Origin of the sequence: Nonomuraea sp. NPDC049709 (assembly GCF_040674815.1) — a bacterium.
In the GTDB taxonomy this organism is placed as follows: Bacteria; Actinomycetota; Actinomycetes; order Streptosporangiales; family Streptosporangiaceae; genus Nonomuraea.
In genome coordinates this window covers 2,723-21,976 of sequence record NZ_JBFANM010000127.1, presented here as the reverse complement: position 1 = coordinate 21,976, position 19,254 = coordinate 2,723, and the positions used below count along the sequence as shown (strand labels likewise).

Here is a 19,254-nt window from a genome sequence, read left to right as displayed (position 1 = left end):
CGTTCGTTGTGTCTTAATTCTTTCAGCCGTTCAAGTCCCTGTCAAATTGACCGGACCCGCTCGACCTGCAGGAATTAAGCCGCGCCCCCTTTCGGGGACAACCCCTCTAACTTACCAGCCCATCCGAACAGATGCGAAACCATCCAAGGATGACCCTGAAGGTAGTGGGATTTGCCGGGCATCTTCGAGGCTCTGGGAGCCCCCTCGATCGCCCTGCGGGAAGCAACTCTAGCAGCCTGACGCACCCACTCAGGCCTACTCAGGTAATCAGGAAGTTCTTCCCTCACCACCGGACCCTCAAACCTCTCCCATCGACCTCCTGGACGACACCCGGGGTCAAGCGGTCGGCAAGTCATCCGCAATCGTCCCCAGATACGAAGTACCTACGAGCAGACTGCGCTCTCGGAGGTGGCCGCAATGACCCGGTCGGAGTTCGACGACATCCGCGCGTTCCTCGCCGATGAGGCGACGCACGCCGGAGATCTGCTGCGAGTCGCCAGGACTCTGATCGACGACTTGGAGCACGCCCGCATGCGCGAGGCCGTCCTGCGCACTCACTACCTGCGCCTGCTGACGGCGGCGCGGGCGACGGTGGCGGCCGAAACTGTGGATGCGCCCGATCCCTTGGCGTTCATCAAGCATGAGCTGGGCGAGCGCGGCCAGCTGCCGGAGGACGGGGAGGCCGTGCAGCGCATCCTGTCCGACGCCCGTACGGCGGCCGCGCTGCTGGCCTGTCTGGAGGAGCCGGTCCCGCAGCGCCCGCGCCGCATGCGCGTGCGCCGCTGCGTCGGAACCGGCCGCACCCTTCCCCGATAGCCCCCCGCGCAAGCAGCCGGGCAAGGCGTCGTTGCCGCCCGCTGACGCGATGCCGACTTCCGACATACCCGCCCTTGGCGGACCGCCTGTAAGACTTCGCATATGTGGCAGCGGGGGCTGAACTGGGCGGCAGTCGTCTTGGTTGGGATATTTGGCCTGATGTGGGTCGGCATCGTGATTTATGCCGATCAGGGGTCATCCCTCTGGATGCGCATCGTGCAAGTCGTCTTCGGGCTCCTGCTGCTGGGCTGGGCCGTTCAGCGAGCGGTCCGGATGGTCAGCAAGGCGTGAAGAGCCATGGAAGAAGACAACATCTATCGCATCAGCCGCGACATGGGTGACGATCCACAGATTTCGCTCGTGGACATGTACCAGGACAGGCTCCCCTACCGGCACCGGATCGCCGAGATCGACGACGAGGTCTCACGGGGGATCTCCCGATGGGTACGTGAAGAGGACCCACGCGAGTCCGACACCTACGTGAACCCGTTCGAAGACCCCGGACCCTACGTCGACGAGGACGGCTGGAACCGGTAGCCCATCCCCGGCTCGGTCAGCAGGTGCACCGGATGCGCGGGATCGCGTTCGAGCTTGCGCCGCAGCTGAGCCATGTACTGGCGCAGATAGTGCGTCTCCTTCAGGTAGGAGCTGCCCCAGACCTCGGTCAGCAGCTGGCGCTGGCTGATCAGCTTGCCGGGGTTGCGCAGCAGGATCTCCAGGAAGTGCCACTCCGTCGGCGTCAGGCGTACCCCTCCCGAGATCGTCTTGTCGGCGAGATCGACGACGTGGTCGCCCACCTGCACCGTCGCGTTCTCCCCGTCCTGCTGCCCCGTGCGGCGGGTCACCGCGCGCACCCGCGCGAGCAGCTCGTCGATGCTGAACGGCTTGGTCACGTAGTCGTCGGCGCCGGCGTCGAGGGCGTCCACCTTGTCGGTGCTGTCGGCGCGCCCGGACAGGACGATGATCGGGATCGACGTCCAGCCGCGCAGGCCCTGGATGACCTCCACGCCGTCGAGATCGGGCAGGCCGAGGTCGAGGATGACCAGGTCGGGATGCCAGTCGGCGGCCAGGCGCAACGCCGTGCCGCCGTCGGGCGCGACCTCGACCTCGTACTGCCTGGCCGCCAGGTTGACGCGCAGGGCCCGCAGGATCTGCGGCTCGTCGTCCACCACGAGCACGCGCGTCACGTGGCCCGCCGCAGCGAGATCGTCATGGTCAGTCCTCCTCCGGGCGTGTCCTCAGGGACCAGCGTGCCGCCCATCGCCTCGGTGAGGCCGCGGGAGAGCGCCAGGCCGAGCCCCACCCCCGCGTGGTTGTGGCGATCACCGAGCCGCTGGAACGGCAGGAACACCCTTTCATGCGCATCCGCCGGAATGCCGGGGCCCCTGTCGACGACCCGGATCTCCACGTACTCGCCGTGCCAGCTCGCGCTGACGAGCACGGGCTCGCCGTCCCGGCTGTAGCGGACGGCGTTGGCCATCAGGTTGACGAGGACCCGTTCGAGCAGCGCGGGGTCGGCCTGGAGCTCCGGCAGCTCCGGCGGGATGTCGCTCACGAGACGGTCGCGCACGGGGCCGAGGTCGTCCACGGCATGCGGCAGGACGTCCTCGATCGCCACCGGTTCGAGCCGCACGCCGAGTGCTCCGGCCTGGAGGCGGCTCATGTCGAGCAGATTCGAGACGAGCCGGTTCAGCCTGATCAACGACTCGTCGGCGGTGGCGAGCAGCTCGGCGCGATCCTCGTCCGACCAGGTGACGTCCGTGGCGCGCAGGCTCTCGACCGCGGCCTTGGCGGCGGCGAGCGGCGTACGGAGGTCGTGCCCCACGGCCGCGAGCAGTGCCGTACGCATCCTGTCGGCCTCGGCCAGCGGCCCGGCGCGGTCGGCGGCCTCCCGCAGCCGCTGCTGGCGCAGCGCGACCGCCGCCTGCGCCGCGAACGCCTCCAGCACCCGCCGGTCGCTCGCGTCCAGCAGCCGCCCGCGCGCGGCGAGCACGAGCCGGTCGTCGATCGCGACGTCGGTGTCGGCCGTGCCGGGGCTCGTGGCGGGCAGCCCGCCGGAGGTGGCCACGACGCGCCATTCGCCGGGCTCCTCATCCCGTTCCAGCAAGGTCACCGCGCTCAACCCGAACGTCTCCCGCATCCGCGCCAGCAACGACGGCAGCGCCCCCTCACCCCGCAGCACGTGACCCGCCAGCGTGGACAGCACCTCGGCGTCGGCACGCGAGCGCGCCGCGTCCCTGCTGCGCCTGGCCGCCAGGTCCACGACCGTGCTGACCATGGCCGCCACGAGGACGAAGATGGCCAGCGCGAGCACGTTCTCCGGTCCGGCGATCGTCCACGTGTGCAGCGGCGGCGTGAAGAACCAATTGAGCAGCCCGAACCCGAGCACCGCCCCCGTCAGCGCCGACCACATGCCGCCGGTCAGGGCGACACCCACGACGAGCAGCAGGAAGAGCAGGATCTCGCTGGGCAGCGACAGGTCCATCGCGCGGAGCCCGGCCGTGAGCAGCGGCATCCCGAGCAGCACCAGCGCCCATCCGGACAGCCGCCGCCCGCGGGTCAGCACGGCCCTCGACCTCGGCCGGTAGCGGCCCGCCCCGGTCGCCTCGTGCGGGACCATGTGCACGTCGATCGACCCGGACAGCGCCGTCGTCGTGACGCCCACGCCCCGCGTGAGCAGCCGCTTCCTTCTCGACGCCCCGAGCACGAGCTGGGTGGCGTTCACGCCACGGGCGAACTCGAGCAGCGCCCGTGGCACGTCGTCGCCGACCACCTGGTGGTACGTCCCGCCCAGGTCCTCGACCAGGGCTCGCTGGCGCGCCAGGTGCGCGGGGTCGCCGCCGGCGATCAGCCCGTCGGCGCTCGTGACGTGCACGGCCAGCAGGTCCGCGCCCTTGCCCCTGGCCGCGACGCGCGCGGCCCGCCGTACGAGCGTGTCCCCCTCCGGCCCTCCCGTGAGGGCGACCACCACACGCTCGCGAGCCTCCCAGGTGCCCGCGATCGAGTGGTCCGTACGGTAGCGCCCGAGTTGCTCGTCCACCTTGTCCGCCACCCAGAGCAGGGCCAGCTCCCGCAAGGCGGTCAGGTTACCGACGCGGAAGTAGTTGGCGAGCGCGGCGTCCACCCGCTCGGGCAGGTAGACGTTGCCGTGCGCCAGCCGCCGGCGCAGCGCCTCGGGCGACATGTCCACCAACTCGATCTGGTCGGCCCGCCGCACCACCTCGTCCGGCACGGTCTCCCGCTGCGTCACCCCCGTGATCCGCTCGACGACGTCGTTCAGCGATTCGAGGTGCTGGATGTTGACGGTGGAGACCACGTCGATCCCGGCGTCGAGGATCTCCTCGACGTCCTGCCAGCGCTTGGCGTTGCGGGAGCCGGGGACATTGGTGTGGGCGAGCTCGTCGATCAGGGCGAGCGTGGGCGCGCGTTCGATGACGGCGGCGGGGTCGAGCTCGGTGAACGTCGCGCCCTTGTACGTCATCGTCTGCCGCGGCAGGATCTCCAGCCCGTCGAGCAGGCGGGCGGTGCGGGCGCGGCCGTGGGTCTCGACGAAGCCCACGACCACGTCCTTGCCGCGCTCGCGGGCGCGGCGCGCCTCGCTGAGCATGGCGTACGTCTTCCCCACCCCGGGCGCCGCTCCCAGGTAGACGCGTAGCCGCCCTCTGGGCCTGCCTCCCATTCCTCCAGGTTAAGGCTGGTACGGCGGCGCGACCCCCCAGCCCCAGTGCGGCACCGGGGCCTGCGGCGGTGGCGTCGCGCCCGGCTGGGAGTTGTGTCTGGCCAGCCTGGTGCCCCATTCGATGTAGCCGGCGAACGCGGCCCTGAACTCGGGGTCGTCGGGCAGCCCGGCCTCGTCGGCCGCGTCCATGAGCAGGTTCACCCACCGGCGGCGCTGCGGCTCGGTGATCGCCTTGCCGAGGTGGTGGCGGAGCATGTTCGGGTAGCCGCCGCGTTCGCTGGTGTAGCGGTCGGGGCCGCCGAAGACCTCGCTCAGCCACATCGCCACGTGTTTCGGGTGGTCCGGGTCCATGTGCGCGAACAACGGCCCGATCAGGTCGTCCTTGACGACGCTGCGGTAGAAGATCTCGGTCAGCCGCTCGAAAGCCGCGGTGCCGCCCGCCCACTCGTAGAGTGTCGGCGCTGCCTTGTCGGTCATGTAATCATGTAATCACTGCCCTGTGCGGCGGACAACCCCTCGCGCGGGCGTTCCGGTGCCGGGGAAAAGAAAAATCCCCGGCCGCCGAATGATCCGGCGACCGGGGATTTCATTTGGTAGCGGGGACAGGATTTGAACCTGCGACCTCTGGGTTATGAGCCCAGCGAGCTACCGAACTGCTCCACCCCGCGTCGGTGTGTTAGTACTTACTATACAGGCCCGGAGGAGTGCTTTGACCGCAACCCTCCACTCACACAGAAACCCGGGTTTCCGTTTCCGGAACCCGGGTCTCCGAGCTGGTAGCGGGGGCAGGATTTGAACCTGCGACCTCTGGGTTATGAGCCCAGCGAGCTACCGAACTGCTCCACCCCGCGTCGTTGTCGTGCTCCTTAAGGCTATCGGTGACGCGGGGTGGGCGCAAACTGAATGGGCTAAGACGTGTTTCCTGTGGGCGATCCCGTCGGCGACGCCGTCGGTGAGGCCGTCGGCGAGGCGCTCGGTGACGCTGGCGGCGAGGCCGATGGGGAGGCCGTCGGCGAGGCTGTGGGCGACGGCTGCGGCTGCTGCGCGTTCGCCCCCTCCAGCGCCTGCAGCGCCTCCTCCAGTCGCTTCTGGGCGTCGCCGTAGGCGTCCCAGTCGGGCGGGCTGGCCTGCAGGGCCTTCTGCGCGTCCGAATAGGCCTTCTTGGCGTTGGCGATCGCCGTGTTCAAGGCCGAGGTGGCCGTGTTGGGCTGGGCCTGTTGCTGGTCACTCGGCTGTTGCTGTTGTTGCTGTTGCTCACCGCCGAAGACCTCCTGGAGCGCCTCCTCCAGGGTGCGCGCCACACCGATCTTGCTGCCGAACGACACCAGGACCCGCTGCAGGATCGGGTACGGCTCCTGCCCGCCGCCCGCGGCCACCTGGATGTACACCGGTTCGATGTAGACCAGGCCGCCCGCGTACGGGAGCGTCAGGAGGTTGCCGTAACGGACCGACGAGGCACCCACGCCGAGCAGGTTGAGCTCACCCGCGAACCGGCTCTGGAAGGAGTTTTGCGCCTGGCCGGGACCGGGGATCGGCGTGCTGGACGGCATCCGCAGGATGCGCATGCGCCCGTAGTCGGAGCCGCCCGACGAGTCGACCGCCATGAACGCCGCCAGGTTGGGCCCCTGCCTCGGCACGAAGGTCGTGGTCAGCGAGAACGCCGGCGAGCCGCCCGGCATCGTGGTGGTGAGGTAGTAGGGCGGCTGCTTGATGTTCTTGTCGCCCTGGGTCGGGTCGCCCGGGACGTTCCAGAAGTCCTGGCCGCTGTAGAAGGCGGCCGGGTCGGTGATGTGGTAGCGCGACAGGGTGTAGCGCTGCACCTTGAACAGGTCTTCCGGGTAGCGCACGTGCTGGCGCAGCTCGGCGCTCATCTCCGTGGCCGGGCGTACGACGCCGGGGAAGGCGTTGCTCCAGGTCTTGAGCACCGGGTCGTTGTTGTCCCAGGCGTAGAGCTTGACCGTGCCGTCGTAGGCGTCGACCGTGGCCTTGACCGAGTTGCGCATGTAGTTGATCTTGTCGCTCGGCTGCTGGGCGATCACGCGGCGGTCGGTCGTCGTGTCGCGCGTCATGTCGCCGAGGCTCTCGCTCTGCGAGTACGGGTAGTCGTTGGAGGTCGTGTACCCGTCGACGATCCACTGGATGCGCCCGTCGATGATCGCCGGGTAGGGGTTGCCGTCGAGCGTGAGGAACGGCGCGACCTTCTGGACCCTGTCCCGCGGGTTGCGGACGTAGAGGATCTTGGACTTGTCGTTGACGTCGCCGGAGAGGACGATGTTGGCCTCGCCGTACTTGGCGGCGTAGAGCAGCCGGTTGACGAACGAGCCGACGGGCACGCCACCCTGGCCGATGTAGGTCGTGTTCTTCTGACCCGTGCCGCCCGTCTCCGGGTAGTCGAGCTCCTGCGGGTTGTTCGGGTTGCCGCCCGCGATGACGTATTCGGCGGAGGCCGGCTCCTCGCCGTAGTAGACGCGCGACTCCTTGAGCTTGGTGCTGTTCACCAGCGGGCCGATGACCGGCATGTCCTTGGCGTCGTAGGCGGGCAGGCCGCTGGAGTCGACCTGGTTGCCGGGCGCGGCGACGAAGCCGTAGCCGTGGGTGTAGACCAGGGCCCGGTTGATCCAGTTGTTCTGGCCCTCGGGCGGGCTGGTCAGCTCGCGGACGCCGACGACGTGGTCGATCAGCTTGCCGGTGCTGTCGGGATAGCGGTCGACGTCGAGCGAGTCGGCGAAGCTGTAGAAGCCCCTGATGCGCTGCGTCTGCTCGTACGTCGAGGACACCAGGGCCGGGTCGAGCAGGCGTACGCCGGAGACCGAGGTGTCGCCGTTGGCCTGGACCTTGGTCGGGTCGGCCTGCGCGTTGTAGGTCTCGACCTCGGTCTTGTCGACGTTGTACGCCTCCCGCGTGGCCGCGATGTTGCGCTGGATGTAGGCGGCCTCCTTGCCCTGCTGGTTGGGCTTGACCTGGAACTGCTCGACCAGCGCCGGGTAGACGCCGCCGATCAGGATGGCCGAGAGCACGAGGAGGCCGAAGGAGACCCCGGGCAGCATGCCGCCGGGGCGCACCACGCCGGCAAAGAAGAGCGCGGCGCAGATCAGCGCGATGATCGCGAGGATGGTCTTGGCCGGCAGCACGGCGTTGACGTCTGTATAGGAGGCGCCGTGGACGAAGCCCCGGTCGGAGAAGACCAGCCCGAAGCGGTCGATCCAGTAGGCGACGGCCTTGAGCAGCACGAAGACGCCCAGCAGCGCCGACAGGTGGATCCGGGCCGCCCTGGAGGCGTGCACGCCGGGCGACTGCAGGCGGAACCCGCCGTAGAGATAGTGCGTGATCGCCGCCAGCACGATCGAGATGATCACGGCGGTGAACAGGAAGTTCAGCACCATCCGGATGAACGGGTAGTCGAACATGAAGAACGAGATGTCCATCCCGAACAACTGGTCCTGCTTGCCGAACGACGCGCCGTTGATGAACTGCAGCCACGTCTTCCACTGCCCCGAGAACGAGGAGCCGGAGAAGAGGGCGAGCAATCCCATGCCGACGATGAAGATCAGCTTTCGGTGGGGATCGAGCGCCATGCGGTAGCGGTCGGCGCCGCTACCCCCGCCGAACATCGCGGGCCCGAACATCGGCCGGGTCCGGAAGGCCAGCAGCATGTTGCCGCCCGCGATGCCGACCATCAGCACCGCTCCGACCAGGAACAGCACGATCTGGGTCAGCACCACACCGCTGAAGACCGAGGTGAAGCCGGTCGAGTCGAACCACAAATAGTCGGTATAGATACCGGAAAAAAGGAAGAACAGCGCAACAATCGCCACAAGGGCGATCGCCACAGGCAGAAGCAGTCGCGGTCGGCGGGGCAAGCGCATTGCCCTGCCGGCTCCTGGGGTCCGGAAGCTCAAGGCCAACCCCTCGTCGTAATGAAGAAACGGTCCGTGTCTGGCAACCTACACCGCGGTGCCAGCCCTACGACTAACGCACGGCGATGGCCAGAAGTTTCATCCGGCCTCGCATGCGGGCACGTTACCCTTGCCCGTGCGCAGCGCGTCGAGCGCCTGCACGGCGTCGTGCAGCGTGTCCGCCCTGACCAGCCGCAGGCCGTCAGGGACGGCCTTGGTGGCCTCGGCGCAGTTGCCGGCGGGGGTCAGGAAGATCGTGGCGCCGGAATCCTTGGCGCCGACCATCTTCTGCGCGATCCCGCCGATCGCGCCGACCTCGCCGCCCGGGTTGATGGTGCCGGTGCCGGCGATCTTCTTGCCACCGGTCAGCTCGCCGGGCGTGAGCTTGTCGAGGATGCCGAGCGAGAACATCAGCCCGGCGCTGGGCCCGCCGACGTCGCCCACGTTGATGTCGACGTCGAACGGGAACTCGTAGCCGGTCTGCATCTTCACGCCCACCAGGGTCTGCCCCTCGGGACCGGCCACGGTCGGCACGGTGATGTCGACCTTCTCCTTGCCCCGCGTGACGTTGAAGGCGACGCTCTCGCCAGGCTTGTGCGTCTTGACCGTGTTGGCCACGACGGTGACGTCTTTGGCCGCCTTGCCGTCGACCGAGTTGATCTCGTCGCCCTTCTGCAGCTTGCCGTCGGCGGGCATGCCCTTCTCCGTCGACGCCACCTGCACGAACGCGCGGAAGGTGATCTTGAGCTCGGTGAGCGCGGCGGCGGTGGCCGAGTCTTGGGAGCTGGTCATCTCGACCGTGTTCTCCTCCTCGACCTCCTTCTGGGTGCGGTCGGGCGCGAAGATGGTCTCCTGGGGGACCACGGCCACGGTGGGGTCGAGCCAGCCGCGCAGGGCCGTCAGCAGGTCGATGTTGGCGGCGGGGCCACCCTGGTAGGCCACCGTGACCAGGCTCAGCGCGCCGGTGGTCGGGTAGGTCTGCCTGCCCTTGATCGAGATCACGGGCTTCTTGTCGACCTCGCCGATGGTGTTCTCCGTCGGGCCGGGGCTCAGCACGACGTACGGGACCGGCCTGAACGCGCCAGTCAGCCCGAGCGCGAGGACCAGGAATCCCGCGAGCAGCAGGGTCAGGGCGCGTCGTGACATGTCGATGAGCCTATTCGCCGGCGCCGACCCACTCGGTCTCGCCGTCGGCGAACACCTGATGTTTCCAGATGGGGACCTGCGCCTTGAGGTCGTCGATCAGCCGGCGCGCGGCCTCGAACGCCTCGCCCCTGTGCGGCGCGGCGACGGCCACGATCACGGCCGCGTCGCCCAGCTCCAGATCGCCCACGCGGTGCACGGCTGCCAGCGCCGTCACGGGGAAGTCGGCCGCCACCTTCTCCGCGACCTGCCGCAGCTCGGCCTCGGCCGACGGGTGCGCCGAGTAGGAGAGCCGGGTCACCGGCTTGCCGTGATCCTGCTCCCGCACGGTGCCCACGAAGAACGTGGTGCCGCCGGCGGCGTGGTCTCCCACGGCGGCCAGCACCTCGTCGACGGAGAGCGGGGTGTCGCGTATGCCGAGCAAGCGGATGACGTCCACGGAAAAAGCCTAACCTTTACGAGCGGCGCTTCTTACGCACCTGGCGAACGATCGCGGCGGTGCCGATGACGGCCACGGTGGCCCCGGCGGCGGTGAGCGTGGCCTCCTTGACCGGCAGGCGCCGGCCGACCACGGTCGTCCTCTTCTCGCGCAGCTCGAGGAGTTGCTCGAACGCGGCCTCGTTCGTCCACGACGGCTTCCAGCCGGCCTCGCGCAGCGCCGCGCAGTCGACCACCCACGGGTAGACGACGTAGTGCAGATCGGTCGCGGGGGCCGGGGTGATGCCGAGGCGGTGCAGGCGCTGGGCCGTGCCGAACGTGAGCCCCGCCGGCAGTTCGAGGCTGCGGATGCCGGACAGCTCCTCGACCTGCTCCTGCTCCAGCCAGCCGGCGCAGCCGACCGCCACCACGCCGGTGACCACGCCGCGCGCGGCCAGTTCGAGCGCCGAGACCAGGTCGTCGATGTGGCAGAACTGCCAGTGAGGGCTGCAGCCCTTGACGGTCAGCAGCCGGGGCGACTCGAAGTGCCGGGTGATCACCGTGTCGACGCCCGGGCCGACGACCGCGGCCGGGCGCAGGACGGTCACCTCCAGGCCCGGATGGCTGCGCAGCGACCTGCGTACGAGGGACTCGATCTCCAGGAAGTCGCCCACCACGCCGGTGTCGGGCTCGGCCGCCACGGGGGCGTCCTCCGGCAGCGGCACCTCGTTGTCGGGCGCGGCGCCGTACACCATCGCGCTCGTGACCAGCACCACCCGGCGCACGCGCGCCGCGGCGCTGGCCGTCAGCACCGTCTGGGCGGCGCGCAGGTTGTACGCCCGCCGCTCGCCGGGGTCGGAGTCGACGGCGTAGTCACCGGCCAGATGGACCAGGACATCTATGTCGGAGATCCGGTTCGCCAAGAGCGGATCCCGTACGTCGATCACCCTCCACGTGGCTTCCTGGACGTCGCCGCGCTCGTCGTCGATGGCCACCACTCTGCGGAAATCCGCGGAGGATACGAACCTTGCGAGCACTTCGCGGCCTAGGCCGGAGGCCGCGCCCGTTACGGCGACGACGGGTTGGCGCGGGCGTTTCGAGGTAGGCACCAGGTCCTCACTTTGCACTGATCCGCCGTAGGACGACTAACGTGGCGGATGTGGACTCCTCCATCCTGCACGAGGTAGAGCGGTGACTGACCTGCCAGGTCGCGAAAACGACCCCAACGAGAACCCGTTCGCCATGTTCGGCAACCCTGAGCAGATGGCTCAGGCGATGCGCCAGTTCGCCGACATGCTGTCGGCGCCCCAGGGTTCGGGCCCTGTCAACTGGGACATGGCGAAGAACATCGCCCGGCACGCCGTGGTCGCCCAGGGCGACCCGAGTGTCATGGAAGGCGAGCGCCGCCAGATCGTCGAGGCGCTGAGCCTGGCCGACCTGTGGCTGAACGAGGCGACGACGCTGCCCAGCGGCGTGTCGAACCCGCAGGCCTGGAGCCGGTCCGAGTGGATCGAGAACACGATCCCGATCTGGCGCAAGCTCTGCGAGCCGATCGCCGAGCGCATGGTCGAGACCATGGGCGGCGCTCTAGGCGGCTCCGGGCTGCCCCCGGAGGCCCAGCAGATGGCCGGGCCGCTGATGGGCATGCTGAAGCAGATGGGCGGCATGATGGTCGGCCAGCAGATCGGGCAGGCGCTCGGCTCGCTGGCCCGCGAGGTGGTCGGCACCACCGACATCGGCCTGCCCCTGTCCGACACGGCCGCGCTGCTGCCCGGCGGCATCTCCTCCTTCAGCGAGGGGCTGGAGATCCCGGCCGACGAGATCAGGCTCTATCTGGCGCTGCGCGAGGGCGCGCACCACCGGCTGTTCCAGCACGTTCCGTGGCTGCGCTCGCACCTGCTGGGGGCGGTCGAGGAATACGCCAAGGGCATCACGGTCGACACCTCGGCGCTCGAGGAGCAGATCCGCGGGCTCGACATCAACAACCCCGAGGCCATCCAGGAGGCGCTGAGCGGGGGCAACCTGCTCAAGCCCGAGGAGACCGAGCGGCAGAAGGCCGCGCTGGCGCGGCTGGAGACGATGCTCGCGCTGGTCGAGGGCTGGGTGGCCACGGTGGTCGACCAGGCCGCCGAGGGCAAGCTGCCCTCCGCCGTGGCGCTGGCGGAGACCGTACGCAGGCGGCGGGCGACCGGCGGGCCGGCCGAGCTGACGTTCGGGACGCTGGTGGGGCTGGAGCTGCGGCCCAGGCGGCTGCGCGAGGCCGGGGCGCTGTGGCGGGCGCTGGAGAGCGAGCGCGGCCTCGAGGGGCGCGACGCGCTGTGGGGCCACCCCGATCTCATGCCGACGGCCGACGATCTCGACGACCCCGAGGCGTTCGTACGCGGCGAGGCGGCCTGGGACATCTCCCAGCTCGACACCAAGCCCAAGGACGAGCCCAATGACGAGCCCAATGACGAGGGCGACGGCGAGGGCGAGGGCGGCAAGAGTTGAGCCTGCACGCCGACGCGGTGGCGGTGCTGTCCTCGTGGACCGCGCCGACCGCCGAGGAAGAGGCGCTGCGCACGGAGTTCCTCGACCACCTGAGGACGCATGACGACGCGATGCTGCGCGAGTGCGTTCCCGGGCACCTGACAGCGACGACCGCGGTGCTGTCGCACGACGGCGCCAAGGTGCTGCTCACGCTGCACCCGAAGGCCAAGATGTGGCTGCCCATGGGGGGTCACTGTGAAATTTCCGACACGTCCCTCGCAGCGGCGGCGCTGCGAGAGGCGTGGGAGGAGTCGGGGATTACCGGGCTTGAGCTGCTGCCCGGGCCGCTCGCGGTCGACAAGCACGCCGTCTGGTGCCATCCGCCGCAGAGCTGGCATCTCGACGTCGAATACGCGGCGGTGGCGCCTCCCGGTGCCGAGGCCGTGATGAGCGACGAGTCACTCGACCTGCGCTGGTTTCCCGTGGACGAGATCCCAGAGCTGTCCGACGAGGCGACGCGGCGGTTGGCCGCACGCGGACAGGCCGCGCTCAGCTCGGGTTCACGCGTGCTTGGCTAGAGTCCATTGGGTCGTTCCAAATGGGGGGCTTGTGTGGAGACTTCGGCGGTCGGCGGCACGATCGTGACACCCGTACGCAGGCGCCGGAAGTTCCCCGGAACGGCGTTGACCTGGGTGGCCGTGACCCCGTTCGCGGCCTGGGCGGTGGCCAGGGTGGCCGGGCTGGAGCGAGGTTCGCTGCCCACGCAGCTCATGACCGCCACCCCCTACGCCGCGGCGGGCTCGCTGGTCCCCCTCCTGATCGCCGCCGTCGGCCGCAAACGCGCCGCGACCGCCGTCGCGCTGCTCGCGACGACGGCGCTCGGCTTCAGCGTGCTGCCCAGGGCGCTGGGCACCGCGGATGGCACGGGCGGCAGGCCGCTCAAGGTCATGACGATCAACATGTTGTTCGGCCGGGCCGACATAGCGACGATCATGCAGCTGGTCCGCGAGTTCGACCCCGACGTGCTGAGCACCCAGGAGCTGACCCCCGGAGCGGTCTCCGACCTCGACACGGCCGGGCTCAAGGAGCTCATGCCGCATCGCGTGCTCCAGGACGAGTGGAGCGCGGGCGGGAGCGGGATCTACTCCAAGCACCCGGTCGAGGCGCTGTGGGACCTGATGCCACCGGTCGGGCACCAGATGCCCGCGGCGCTGATCTCGCTGCCCGGGGGCCGGCCGATCGAGTTCATCGACGCGCACCCGTTCCCGCCGCTGGGCCCGCAGGTCAGCGAGTGGAACCAGGCGCTGGCGGCCTTTCCCTCCGCCTCCGCCGACCGGGTGCGGATCATCGCGGGCGACTTCAACGCCTCGCTCGACCACGCCGCCATGCGCGGACTGCTGTCCCGGGGCTACAAGGACGCGGCCGACCAGGTGGGGGCCGGGCTGATCCCGACCTGGCCGGCGAACAAGCGGGTGCCGCCGATCATCACGATCGACCACGTGCTGGTGGATCAGCGGGTAGGGGTGCGGGAGGTCAGCGTGCGCGACGTGCCGGGCACCGACCATCGGGCCGTGCTGGCCGAGCTCACCGTGCCCTGATCAGGGCCCTGGTGTTGTCCCAGCCTTCGAGGCCGGGGTCCAGGCGTTCGACGTCCTCGCGCGTGCGCAGGCGGTGCCAGCCGGGGGTGGTGGCGACCTTGCGCGGGCCGGGGGCCTGGGCGCGCAGGTCTTTGACCACGTCGTACGCGTCCAGATCGGGTTCCGCCCAGGCCGGCGGGGGCAGCGCGCAGGCCATGGCCACGGCTCCGCCGTTCTCCGCCGGGCAGATCGCGATCTCGGCCCGGCCCAGCTCCCTGAACAGCTTGCCGACCAGCAGGGGCGGCAGGTCGGGGGCGTCGGCGTTGATCAGGGCGGCCTGGTCGGCCTGGAGGCGTCCGAGCGTGGCCCTCAGCGGCTCGCCCTCGGGGATGGTGATCACTTCGGTGCCGGGCCAGACGATGTCGTCCAGGCCGGGGACGCTGGTGATCAGCACCGGGGTGACGAGCTCGAGGCCCGCGACCATCTCGTAGGTGTCCTCCGCCACCGCCTCCAAGAACTCCCTGGGATCGACGCCCGGCGGCGCTGCCTGCGCCATGTGCTGTCTGACCAGGACCGCGGCGATGCGGGTCAACACTCCTCCGGTGCCGTGTGGGCCGCGGCGGAGAACCCCTCGAGGAACCCGCGGGCCCGCTCCGCCTTGGGATACTGTTCTACCAGCGCCCAGAACTTGGGCCCGTGGCTGGGCACCAGCAGGTGCACCAGCTCGTGGATGATCACATAGTTGATGACCCACTCGGGCAGGCCCTTGAGCCTGGTGGAGATCCGGATCGTGCCGGTCTCCGGGGTGCACGAGCCCCAGCGGTGCTGCTGGTTGTCGACCCAGCGCACGCTCACGGGGTCGGGCTCGCCGTCCAGGTATTTCGCGGACAGCTCCTTGGCCCGCTCCAGCAGGATCTCGTCGGTCGGCCTTCGCCGTTTTTCCTTCGCGGCCAGCCGATCCAGCATCCGGCTCACCCATTCATCCGCGTCTTCGCCGCTCAGCCAGGCGGGCAGGAGCACGATCGTCTTGTCGCCGTCGCGGTAGGCGGAGACCGTACGCCGGCGACGAGAACTGCGACGAACCTCGACTGTCTCGGGGGGCACATATGCACGGTAGCCGAGACTGGCGAAATTCCACAGAGGGTGGACGTTGTTTCTGCTGGTCAGATGATTAAGAGCCGGTGAATTTGGGCATGCGCCTTTCCCGATGGGCGGCCAGGCCCTCGATCATGTCCGCGGAGGCCATGGTCACGGGCTGGGCCAAGGATTCCCACCTCAGGGCGGCTTCCATGTCCTGATGGTCGTGGTTCAGGGCCACTTTGGTGAGCCTGGTAGCAATCGGAGCGTTCTGTGCGATCTTCGCCGCGATGCCCTGAACTTCCGACATTAGGTCATTTTTCGGGAAAGATTGATTTACTAGCCCTTTATCTGCCGCTTCCGTCCCGGACATGCTGCGACCGGTCAGCAACATCTCCCGCGCCACGCCCGCGCCGGCCCTCCTGGGGATCAGGTACGTGGCCGCCATGCCCGGGTGCAGCCCCAGCGACGTGAACGGGGCCAGCAGCTTGGCGTCGTCGGCGGCGTACACGAGGTCGCAGGCCAGCGCCACGCACAGACCCGCCCCCACGGCCGGGCCGTTGACGGCGGCGATCGTGGGGATCTCGAGCTCAGTGATCATCAACCAGGTGCGGTAGAAGGCCAGCATGCGGTCACGCAGCCGCGGCACGGCCTCGGCACCCCGCTCCCCGATCCACGACAGGTCACCGCCGGACGAGAACGCCGTCCCGGCACCCGTGACGACGAGACAGCGGGCCTCCCGGTCGGCGGCCAGCTCGGACATGGTCTCGCGCCACTGGGCCGTCATGGTGTCGGTCATGGCGTTGCGCATGTCGGGACGGTTGAGGGTGATGACTACGACTCCGTCGTCCTTGCGATCAACCAAGAGCTCGTTCATGCGGGGAAGCGTAACCCGCCCGCCGCACGTTCGATCTCCCGCGACCACCTTCCTGAGCCCTTCCCCATCGCCTTGGTGAGCCGGCTGGACCTCACCGCCTTGACCTCACCGCCTTGGTGAGCCGGCTGGACCGCTTCCACTGAGCCCCCGCTCATCCACAGGCTGAGTCGCCCCGCCCGCAGTTATCCACAGCTGCAGCGGAACCCTCTCGGGATCTTGTTCAGGCGTGGAAACCTTTCCCGCCATGAGGCCACGTGTGAAGCCCACCCTCCGGCATATCGTCCGCGACGAGCACGCCATGCAATACGGCGTGCACCCCCTCCGAGCAGTCATGCTGAGCGGCTTCACCAAACCCGTCCTCCAGTGGATCGAGGGCCTCGACGGCACCCGCGACCTGGAGTCCGTCCTGCGCGACGCGGCCCGCGCCGGCCTCGACGAGGACCGTGCCCGATCCTTGCTCGACCAGCTCACCGCACAGGGCGCCCTCCACGACGCCGCGGCAGGCCCCGGACCTCTCCGCGACCTCCCGCTGGCGGAGAGGGACCGCCTCAAACCAGAGCTCGACGCCCTCGACCTCGGCTCCACCGCGCCGGACGGCATGATCACCCTGTTCGAGCGCCGGCGGGCGTCGCGGGTTCGCGTCTACGGGGCGGGCCGGGTCGGCGCGCAGGTCGTCGCCCTGCTCGCGGCCGCCGGGGTGGGCAACATCCGGGTGATCGATCCGGGCAAGGCCCGTCCGGCGGACATCACGCCCGGGGGCCTCACGTGGGCGGAGGTCGGCATGCCCCGCGAGGCGGGGGCGGTCGCGGTCATCAGAAGGCTCACCTCAGGCGGCCCGGCGTCCGCTGAACCCGACGAGCTCAACACCGCCCCCGCCGAACCCCTCGCACCAGGCCCCACTCGTGGAGCCGCCGGACCAGGTCGCCGTACTGGTGCCACCACCTCACCCGGCCAAGCCGCCCCCGCTGCCGGCACGACTGGAGGGGGCGCCAGATCCCCAGCCGGCACCACAGGGAAGCGCGGTGCCGACGACGACCACGGTTCGAGGAGGCCACGGGAACGGGAGAAGGGACGTGACTCCCGGAAGGCAGCCGGCTCACCACCCCAAGCCGTGAGGCCCGCCGTGCCTCCCACCGAGTGGGCGAGCGACGGCACCGGACAGCCCGGGAGATCCTTCGAATCGTTCAGACCCACGGTGAACGCGCTGGCCGGTGGGCCGTACCTCGCGGACAAGACCGACCGGCCCGACCTCGTCATCCTGGCGCCGGTCACCCCTCTCGACGGGGTGCTGATCAACGACCTCAACTCCTTGCGCATCCCCCACCTCCTGGTGTCCGCCTTCGAGGGTCATGGGACGGTCGGCCCGCTGGTCCTGCCCGGGCACACGGCGTGCCTGCACTGCCTCGACCTGACGCGGCGCGACCGGGACCCCGACTGGCCGATCGTCACCGCCCGGTTGGGCGGCTACCCGCCCGGCGAGATCGCGTGTGACGTGGCCCTCGCGACCGCCGTCGCGGCCGGGGCGGTCGGCCATGCGCTTGCTCATCTCGACGGCAGGGAGTCCGCTGTGACCAACGGCACAATCGACGTAACCCCTGATTGGCGCTGGAAAAGGCGGTCGTGGCGGGCCCACCCGCAATGTCGTTGTATGCGAAACAATCCATATTCGCTAAGAATGGTCACGGCACCCAACCGCAACTGACGTGCTCAGAGGACGACCACGAAGGGGGGAAGCGGTATCTCGCCGAGGTTCCGCGCATCAGTGTGAGCGATCTTCCGCGCCGTGCTGTCACGCGTTCGGCCAAGCTGGCAGCCCTTCCACTCGGCTTCGCGGGCCGCGCCGCCCTCGGGTTGGGCAAACGTATCGGCGGCAAGCCGGCGGAAATCGTCGCCCAGGAAGTGCAGCAGCGCACCGCCGAGCAGATCTTCAAAGTGCTCGGGGAGCTCAAGGGCGGCGCGATGAAGCTGGGCCAGGCGCTGTCGATCTTCGAGGCGGCGCTGCCACAGGAGATCGTCGGGCCCTATCGCGCCACGCTGACCAAGCTGCAGGACGCGGCGCCACCGCTTCCCGTGTCCACGGTCCACAAGGTGCTGACGGAGCAGCTGGGTGACGACTGGCGGGAGCACTTCCTGTCGTTCGACGACCAGCCGACGGCGGCCGCCTCGATCGGCCAGGTGCACAGGGCCGTGTGGCATGACGGCAGGGAGGTGGCCGTCAAGATCCAGTACCCGGGGGCGGGCAAGGCCCTGCTCGGCGACTTCGCGCAGCTCGCGCGCCTGGGCAAGCTGTTCGGCGTGCTGCTGCCCGGTCTCGACATGAAGGCCGTGCTGAGCGAGCTGCGCGAGCGGGTCGCCGAGGAGCTCGACTACCTGCGGGAGGCCGAGGCTCAGCACGCCTTCGCCCTGGAGTTCGACGACGACCCCGACTTCCACGTGCCGGACGTGGTGGCGGCGAACGAGATGGTGCTGGTCAGCGAGTGGATGGACGGCACACCGCTGTCGCGCATCATCTCCGAGGGCACCCAGGAGCAACGCGATCGGGCCGGCCTGCTTTTCGTCCGCTTCCTGTTCTGCTCCCCCGCCCGCGTCGGGATGCTGCACGCCGACCCCCATCCGGGCAACTTCCGCATGCTGGCCAACGGCAAGCTCGGCGTCCTCGACTTCGGCGCGGTCAACCGGCTCCCGGACGGCTACCCCAAGGCGTTCGGCCAGCTGACGCGCATCTTCATCCAGGGCGACATGGAAACCGTCACGGCCGGCCTGCGGCAGGAGGGCTTCATCCGCGAGGGCATCGAGATCGATCCCGACGCCCTGCGCGCCTTCCTCGCGCCGTACGTGGAGCCGACTGCGGTGGAGGAGTTCACGTTCAGCCGGGAGTGGCTGCAGGCGCAGGCGGCCAGCGTCACGGACCTCCGGCCGACCAACGTGATCCGCCAGCTCAACCTGCCGACGTCGTACGTCCTCATCCACCGGGTCCATGCGGCGGGCATCGGCGTGCTCTGCCAGCTCGGCACCACGGCCCGGTTCCGGGACGAGGTGATCCGCTGGGTGCCCGGCTTCGCCGACGACCCCGACTCCGACCACGACCCCAACGACGAACCCCTGGCCATCGGCTAAGCACACCCACACCCGTCCTGGCCCCGGTCCTTCCGTCCTCGCCCCGGTCGTTTCCGTCCTCGCGACGTGCAGGCAGCCCACAGGTCGCGAACGCCTCCCAGCGGTTCCGCCAGTCCGGGTTTCGCCGGTGCGGGGTTTCGCCGGTCCGCGGGTTCCGCCGGTCCGGGGTTCCGCCGGTCCGGGGTT

At 69.5% G+C, this 19,254-nt stretch carries 18 protein-coding genes and 2 tRNA genes; 8 read left to right on the top strand and 12 right to left on the bottom strand.

Translation table 11 applies throughout. From position 1 onward, the window contains the following. Nucleotides 1-417: 417 nt before the first annotated feature. From AB0J69_RS57780 to AB0J69_RS57770, 3 genes are all read left to right on the top strand, one after another. A complete protein-coding gene (locus AB0J69_RS57780) occupies nt 418-816 on the top strand; it encodes a hypothetical protein (protein ID WP_364137101.1) in 399 nt (132 codons plus the stop codon). 159 nt (nt 817-975) lie between these two features. Further along, on the top strand, nt 976-1,107 hold the full coding sequence (locus AB0J69_RS57775; RefSeq protein WP_364137099.1) for a hypothetical protein: 132 nt from the start codon (nt 976-978) through the stop codon (nt 1,105-1,107). Between the two features lie 6 nt (nt 1,108-1,113). Continuing rightward, a complete protein-coding gene (locus tag AB0J69_RS57770) occupies nt 1,114-1,353 on the top strand; it encodes a hypothetical protein (RefSeq protein ID WP_364137097.1) in 240 nt (79 codons plus the stop codon). Here the strand turns inward: AB0J69_RS57770 and AB0J69_RS57765 are convergent. The 9 genes from AB0J69_RS57765 to AB0J69_RS57725 form a co-directional block, all read right to left on the bottom strand. After that, nucleotides 1,323-2,003: a response regulator gene (locus tag AB0J69_RS57765; protein WP_364137095.1), complete on the bottom strand. Its 681-nt coding sequence runs from the start codon at nt 2,001-2,003 to the stop codon at nt 1,323-1,325. The two genes, AB0J69_RS57770 and AB0J69_RS57765, sit on opposite strands and share 31 nt — an antisense overlap. Beyond that, entirely contained in the window at nt 2,000-4,495 is a 2,496-nt protein-coding gene (locus tag AB0J69_RS57760) for a DUF4118 domain-containing protein (protein WP_364137093.1), read from the bottom strand. The genes AB0J69_RS57765 and AB0J69_RS57760 overlap by 4 nt, the downstream gene beginning before the upstream one ends. A gap of 9 nt (nt 4,496-4,504) precedes the next feature. After that, nucleotides 4,505-4,972 carry a group II truncated hemoglobin gene (locus AB0J69_RS57755; protein ID WP_364137091.1) on the bottom strand — a complete coding sequence of 156 codons (468 nt, stop codon included), beginning with the start codon at nt 4,970-4,972 and terminating at the stop codon, nt 4,505-4,507. Between the two features lie 114 nt (nt 4,973-5,086). Next, nucleotides 5,087-5,163, bottom strand: a tRNA-Met gene (locus AB0J69_RS57750). A gap of 106 nt (nt 5,164-5,269) precedes the next feature. Continuing rightward, nucleotides 5,270-5,346: transfer RNA gene (locus AB0J69_RS57745), tRNA-Met, on the bottom strand. A 57-nt stretch (nt 5,347-5,403) separates the two neighbouring features. After that, on the bottom strand, nt 5,404-8,361 hold the full coding sequence (locus tag AB0J69_RS57740) for a UPF0182 family protein (RefSeq protein WP_364137089.1): 2,958 nt from the start codon (nt 8,359-8,361) through the stop codon (nt 5,404-5,406). Between the two features lie 129 nt (nt 8,362-8,490). Next, nucleotides 8,491-9,537, bottom strand: a complete 1,047-nt coding sequence (locus tag AB0J69_RS57735; RefSeq protein WP_364137087.1) for a PDZ domain-containing protein — start codon at nt 9,535-9,537, stop codon at nt 8,491-8,493. A 10-nt stretch (nt 9,538-9,547) separates the two neighbouring features. Then, nucleotides 9,548-9,973, bottom strand: a complete 426-nt coding sequence (locus AB0J69_RS57730) for a molybdenum cofactor biosynthesis protein MoaE (protein WP_364137085.1) — start codon at nt 9,971-9,973, stop codon at nt 9,548-9,550. Between the two features lie 16 nt (nt 9,974-9,989). Beyond that, on the bottom strand, nt 9,990-11,063 hold the full coding sequence (locus AB0J69_RS57725; RefSeq protein WP_364137105.1) for an NAD-dependent epimerase/dehydratase family protein: 1,074 nt from the start codon (nt 11,061-11,063) through the stop codon (nt 9,990-9,992). Nucleotides 11,064-11,193: 130 nt separating this feature from the next. Here AB0J69_RS57725 and AB0J69_RS57720 point away from each other — a divergent pair, with 130 nt between their 5' ends. From AB0J69_RS57720 to AB0J69_RS57710, 3 genes are read left to right on the top strand one after another with little or no spacing between them, the layout of a single operon-like run. After that, on the top strand, nt 11,194-12,441 hold the full coding sequence (locus tag AB0J69_RS57720; protein WP_364137103.1) for a zinc-dependent metalloprotease: 1,248 nt from the start codon (nt 11,194-11,196) through the stop codon (nt 12,439-12,441). Further along, nucleotides 12,438-12,998 carry an NUDIX domain-containing protein gene (locus AB0J69_RS57715; RefSeq protein ID WP_364137084.1) on the top strand — a complete coding sequence of 187 codons (561 nt, stop codon included), beginning with the start codon at nt 12,438-12,440 and terminating at the stop codon, nt 12,996-12,998. The genes AB0J69_RS57720 and AB0J69_RS57715 overlap by 4 nt, the downstream gene beginning before the upstream one ends. Nucleotides 12,999-13,031: 33 nt before the next feature. Continuing rightward, nucleotides 13,032-14,018: an endonuclease/exonuclease/phosphatase family protein gene (locus AB0J69_RS57710; RefSeq protein ID WP_364137082.1), complete on the top strand. Its 987-nt coding sequence runs from the start codon at nt 13,032-13,034 to the stop codon at nt 14,016-14,018. Here AB0J69_RS57710 and AB0J69_RS57705 read toward each other — a convergent pair. The 3 genes from AB0J69_RS57705 to AB0J69_RS57695 all read right to left on the bottom strand — a co-directional run bounded on the left by AB0J69_RS57705 (nt 14,005) and on the right by AB0J69_RS57695 (nt 15,951). Continuing rightward, a complete protein-coding gene (locus tag AB0J69_RS57705) occupies nt 14,005-14,589 on the bottom strand; it encodes a hypothetical protein (RefSeq protein ID WP_364137080.1) in 585 nt (194 codons plus the stop codon). The genes AB0J69_RS57710 and AB0J69_RS57705 overlap by 14 nt on opposite strands. After that, entirely contained in the window at nt 14,586-15,101 is a 516-nt protein-coding gene (locus AB0J69_RS57700; protein WP_364137078.1) for a M48 family metallopeptidase, read from the bottom strand. Before AB0J69_RS57700 ends, AB0J69_RS57705 begins: the two co-directional genes overlap by 4 nt. Before the next feature lie 67 nt (nt 15,102-15,168). Further along, on the bottom strand, nt 15,169-15,951 hold the full coding sequence (locus tag AB0J69_RS57695; protein ID WP_364137076.1) for an enoyl-CoA hydratase-related protein: 783 nt from the start codon (nt 15,949-15,951) through the stop codon (nt 15,169-15,171). A 244-nt stretch (nt 15,952-16,195) separates the two neighbouring features. Between AB0J69_RS57695 and AB0J69_RS57690 the strand changes: the two genes are divergently transcribed. Beyond that, nucleotides 16,196-17,653, top strand: a complete 1,458-nt coding sequence (locus AB0J69_RS57690; protein WP_364137074.1) for a ThiF family adenylyltransferase — start codon at nt 16,196-16,198, stop codon at nt 17,651-17,653. Between the two features lie 62 nt (nt 17,654-17,715). Next, the gene (locus tag AB0J69_RS57685; RefSeq protein WP_364137072.1) at nt 17,716-19,068 is read left to right on the top strand and encodes an AarF/ABC1/UbiB kinase family protein; all 1,353 of its coding nucleotides are present in this window, start codon (nt 17,716-17,718) and stop codon (nt 19,066-19,068) included. Nucleotides 19,069-19,254 lie beyond the last annotated feature (186 nt).

What these genes read in the sequence shown, in the direction of transcription:
- AB0J69_RS57740 (WP_364137089.1), bottom strand. Translation starts at nt 8,361, where the DNA reads ATGCGCTTGCCCCGCCGACCGCGACTGCTTCTGCCTGTGGCGATCGCC.
- AB0J69_RS57735 (WP_364137087.1), bottom strand. Translation starts at nt 9,537, where the DNA reads ATGTCACGACGCGCCCTGACCCTGCTGCTCGCGGGATTCCTGGTCCTC.
- AB0J69_RS57770 (WP_364137097.1), top strand. Translation starts at nt 1,114, where the DNA reads ATGGAAGAAGACAACATCTATCGCATCAGCCGCGACATGGGTGACGAT.
- AB0J69_RS57755 (WP_364137091.1), bottom strand. Translation starts at nt 4,972, where the DNA reads ATGACCGACAAGGCAGCGCCGACACTCTACGAGTGGGCGGGCGGCACC.
- AB0J69_RS57690 (WP_364137074.1), top strand. Translation starts at nt 16,196, where the DNA reads ATGAGGCCACGTGTGAAGCCCACCCTCCGGCATATCGTCCGCGACGAG.
- AB0J69_RS57780 (WP_364137101.1), top strand. Translation starts at nt 418, where the DNA reads ATGACCCGGTCGGAGTTCGACGACATCCGCGCGTTCCTCGCCGATGAG.
- AB0J69_RS57695 (WP_364137076.1), bottom strand. Translation starts at nt 15,951, where the DNA reads ATGAACGAGCTCTTGGTTGATCGCAAGGACGACGGAGTCGTAGTCATC.
- AB0J69_RS57775 (WP_364137099.1), top strand. Translation starts at nt 976, where the DNA reads ATGTGGGTCGGCATCGTGATTTATGCCGATCAGGGGTCATCCCTCTGG.
- AB0J69_RS57760 (WP_364137093.1), bottom strand. Translation starts at nt 4,495, where the DNA reads ATGGGAGGCAGGCCCAGAGGGCGGCTACGCGTCTACCTGGGAGCGGCG.
- AB0J69_RS57720 (WP_364137103.1), top strand. Translation starts at nt 11,194, where the DNA reads ATGTTCGGCAACCCTGAGCAGATGGCTCAGGCGATGCGCCAGTTCGCC.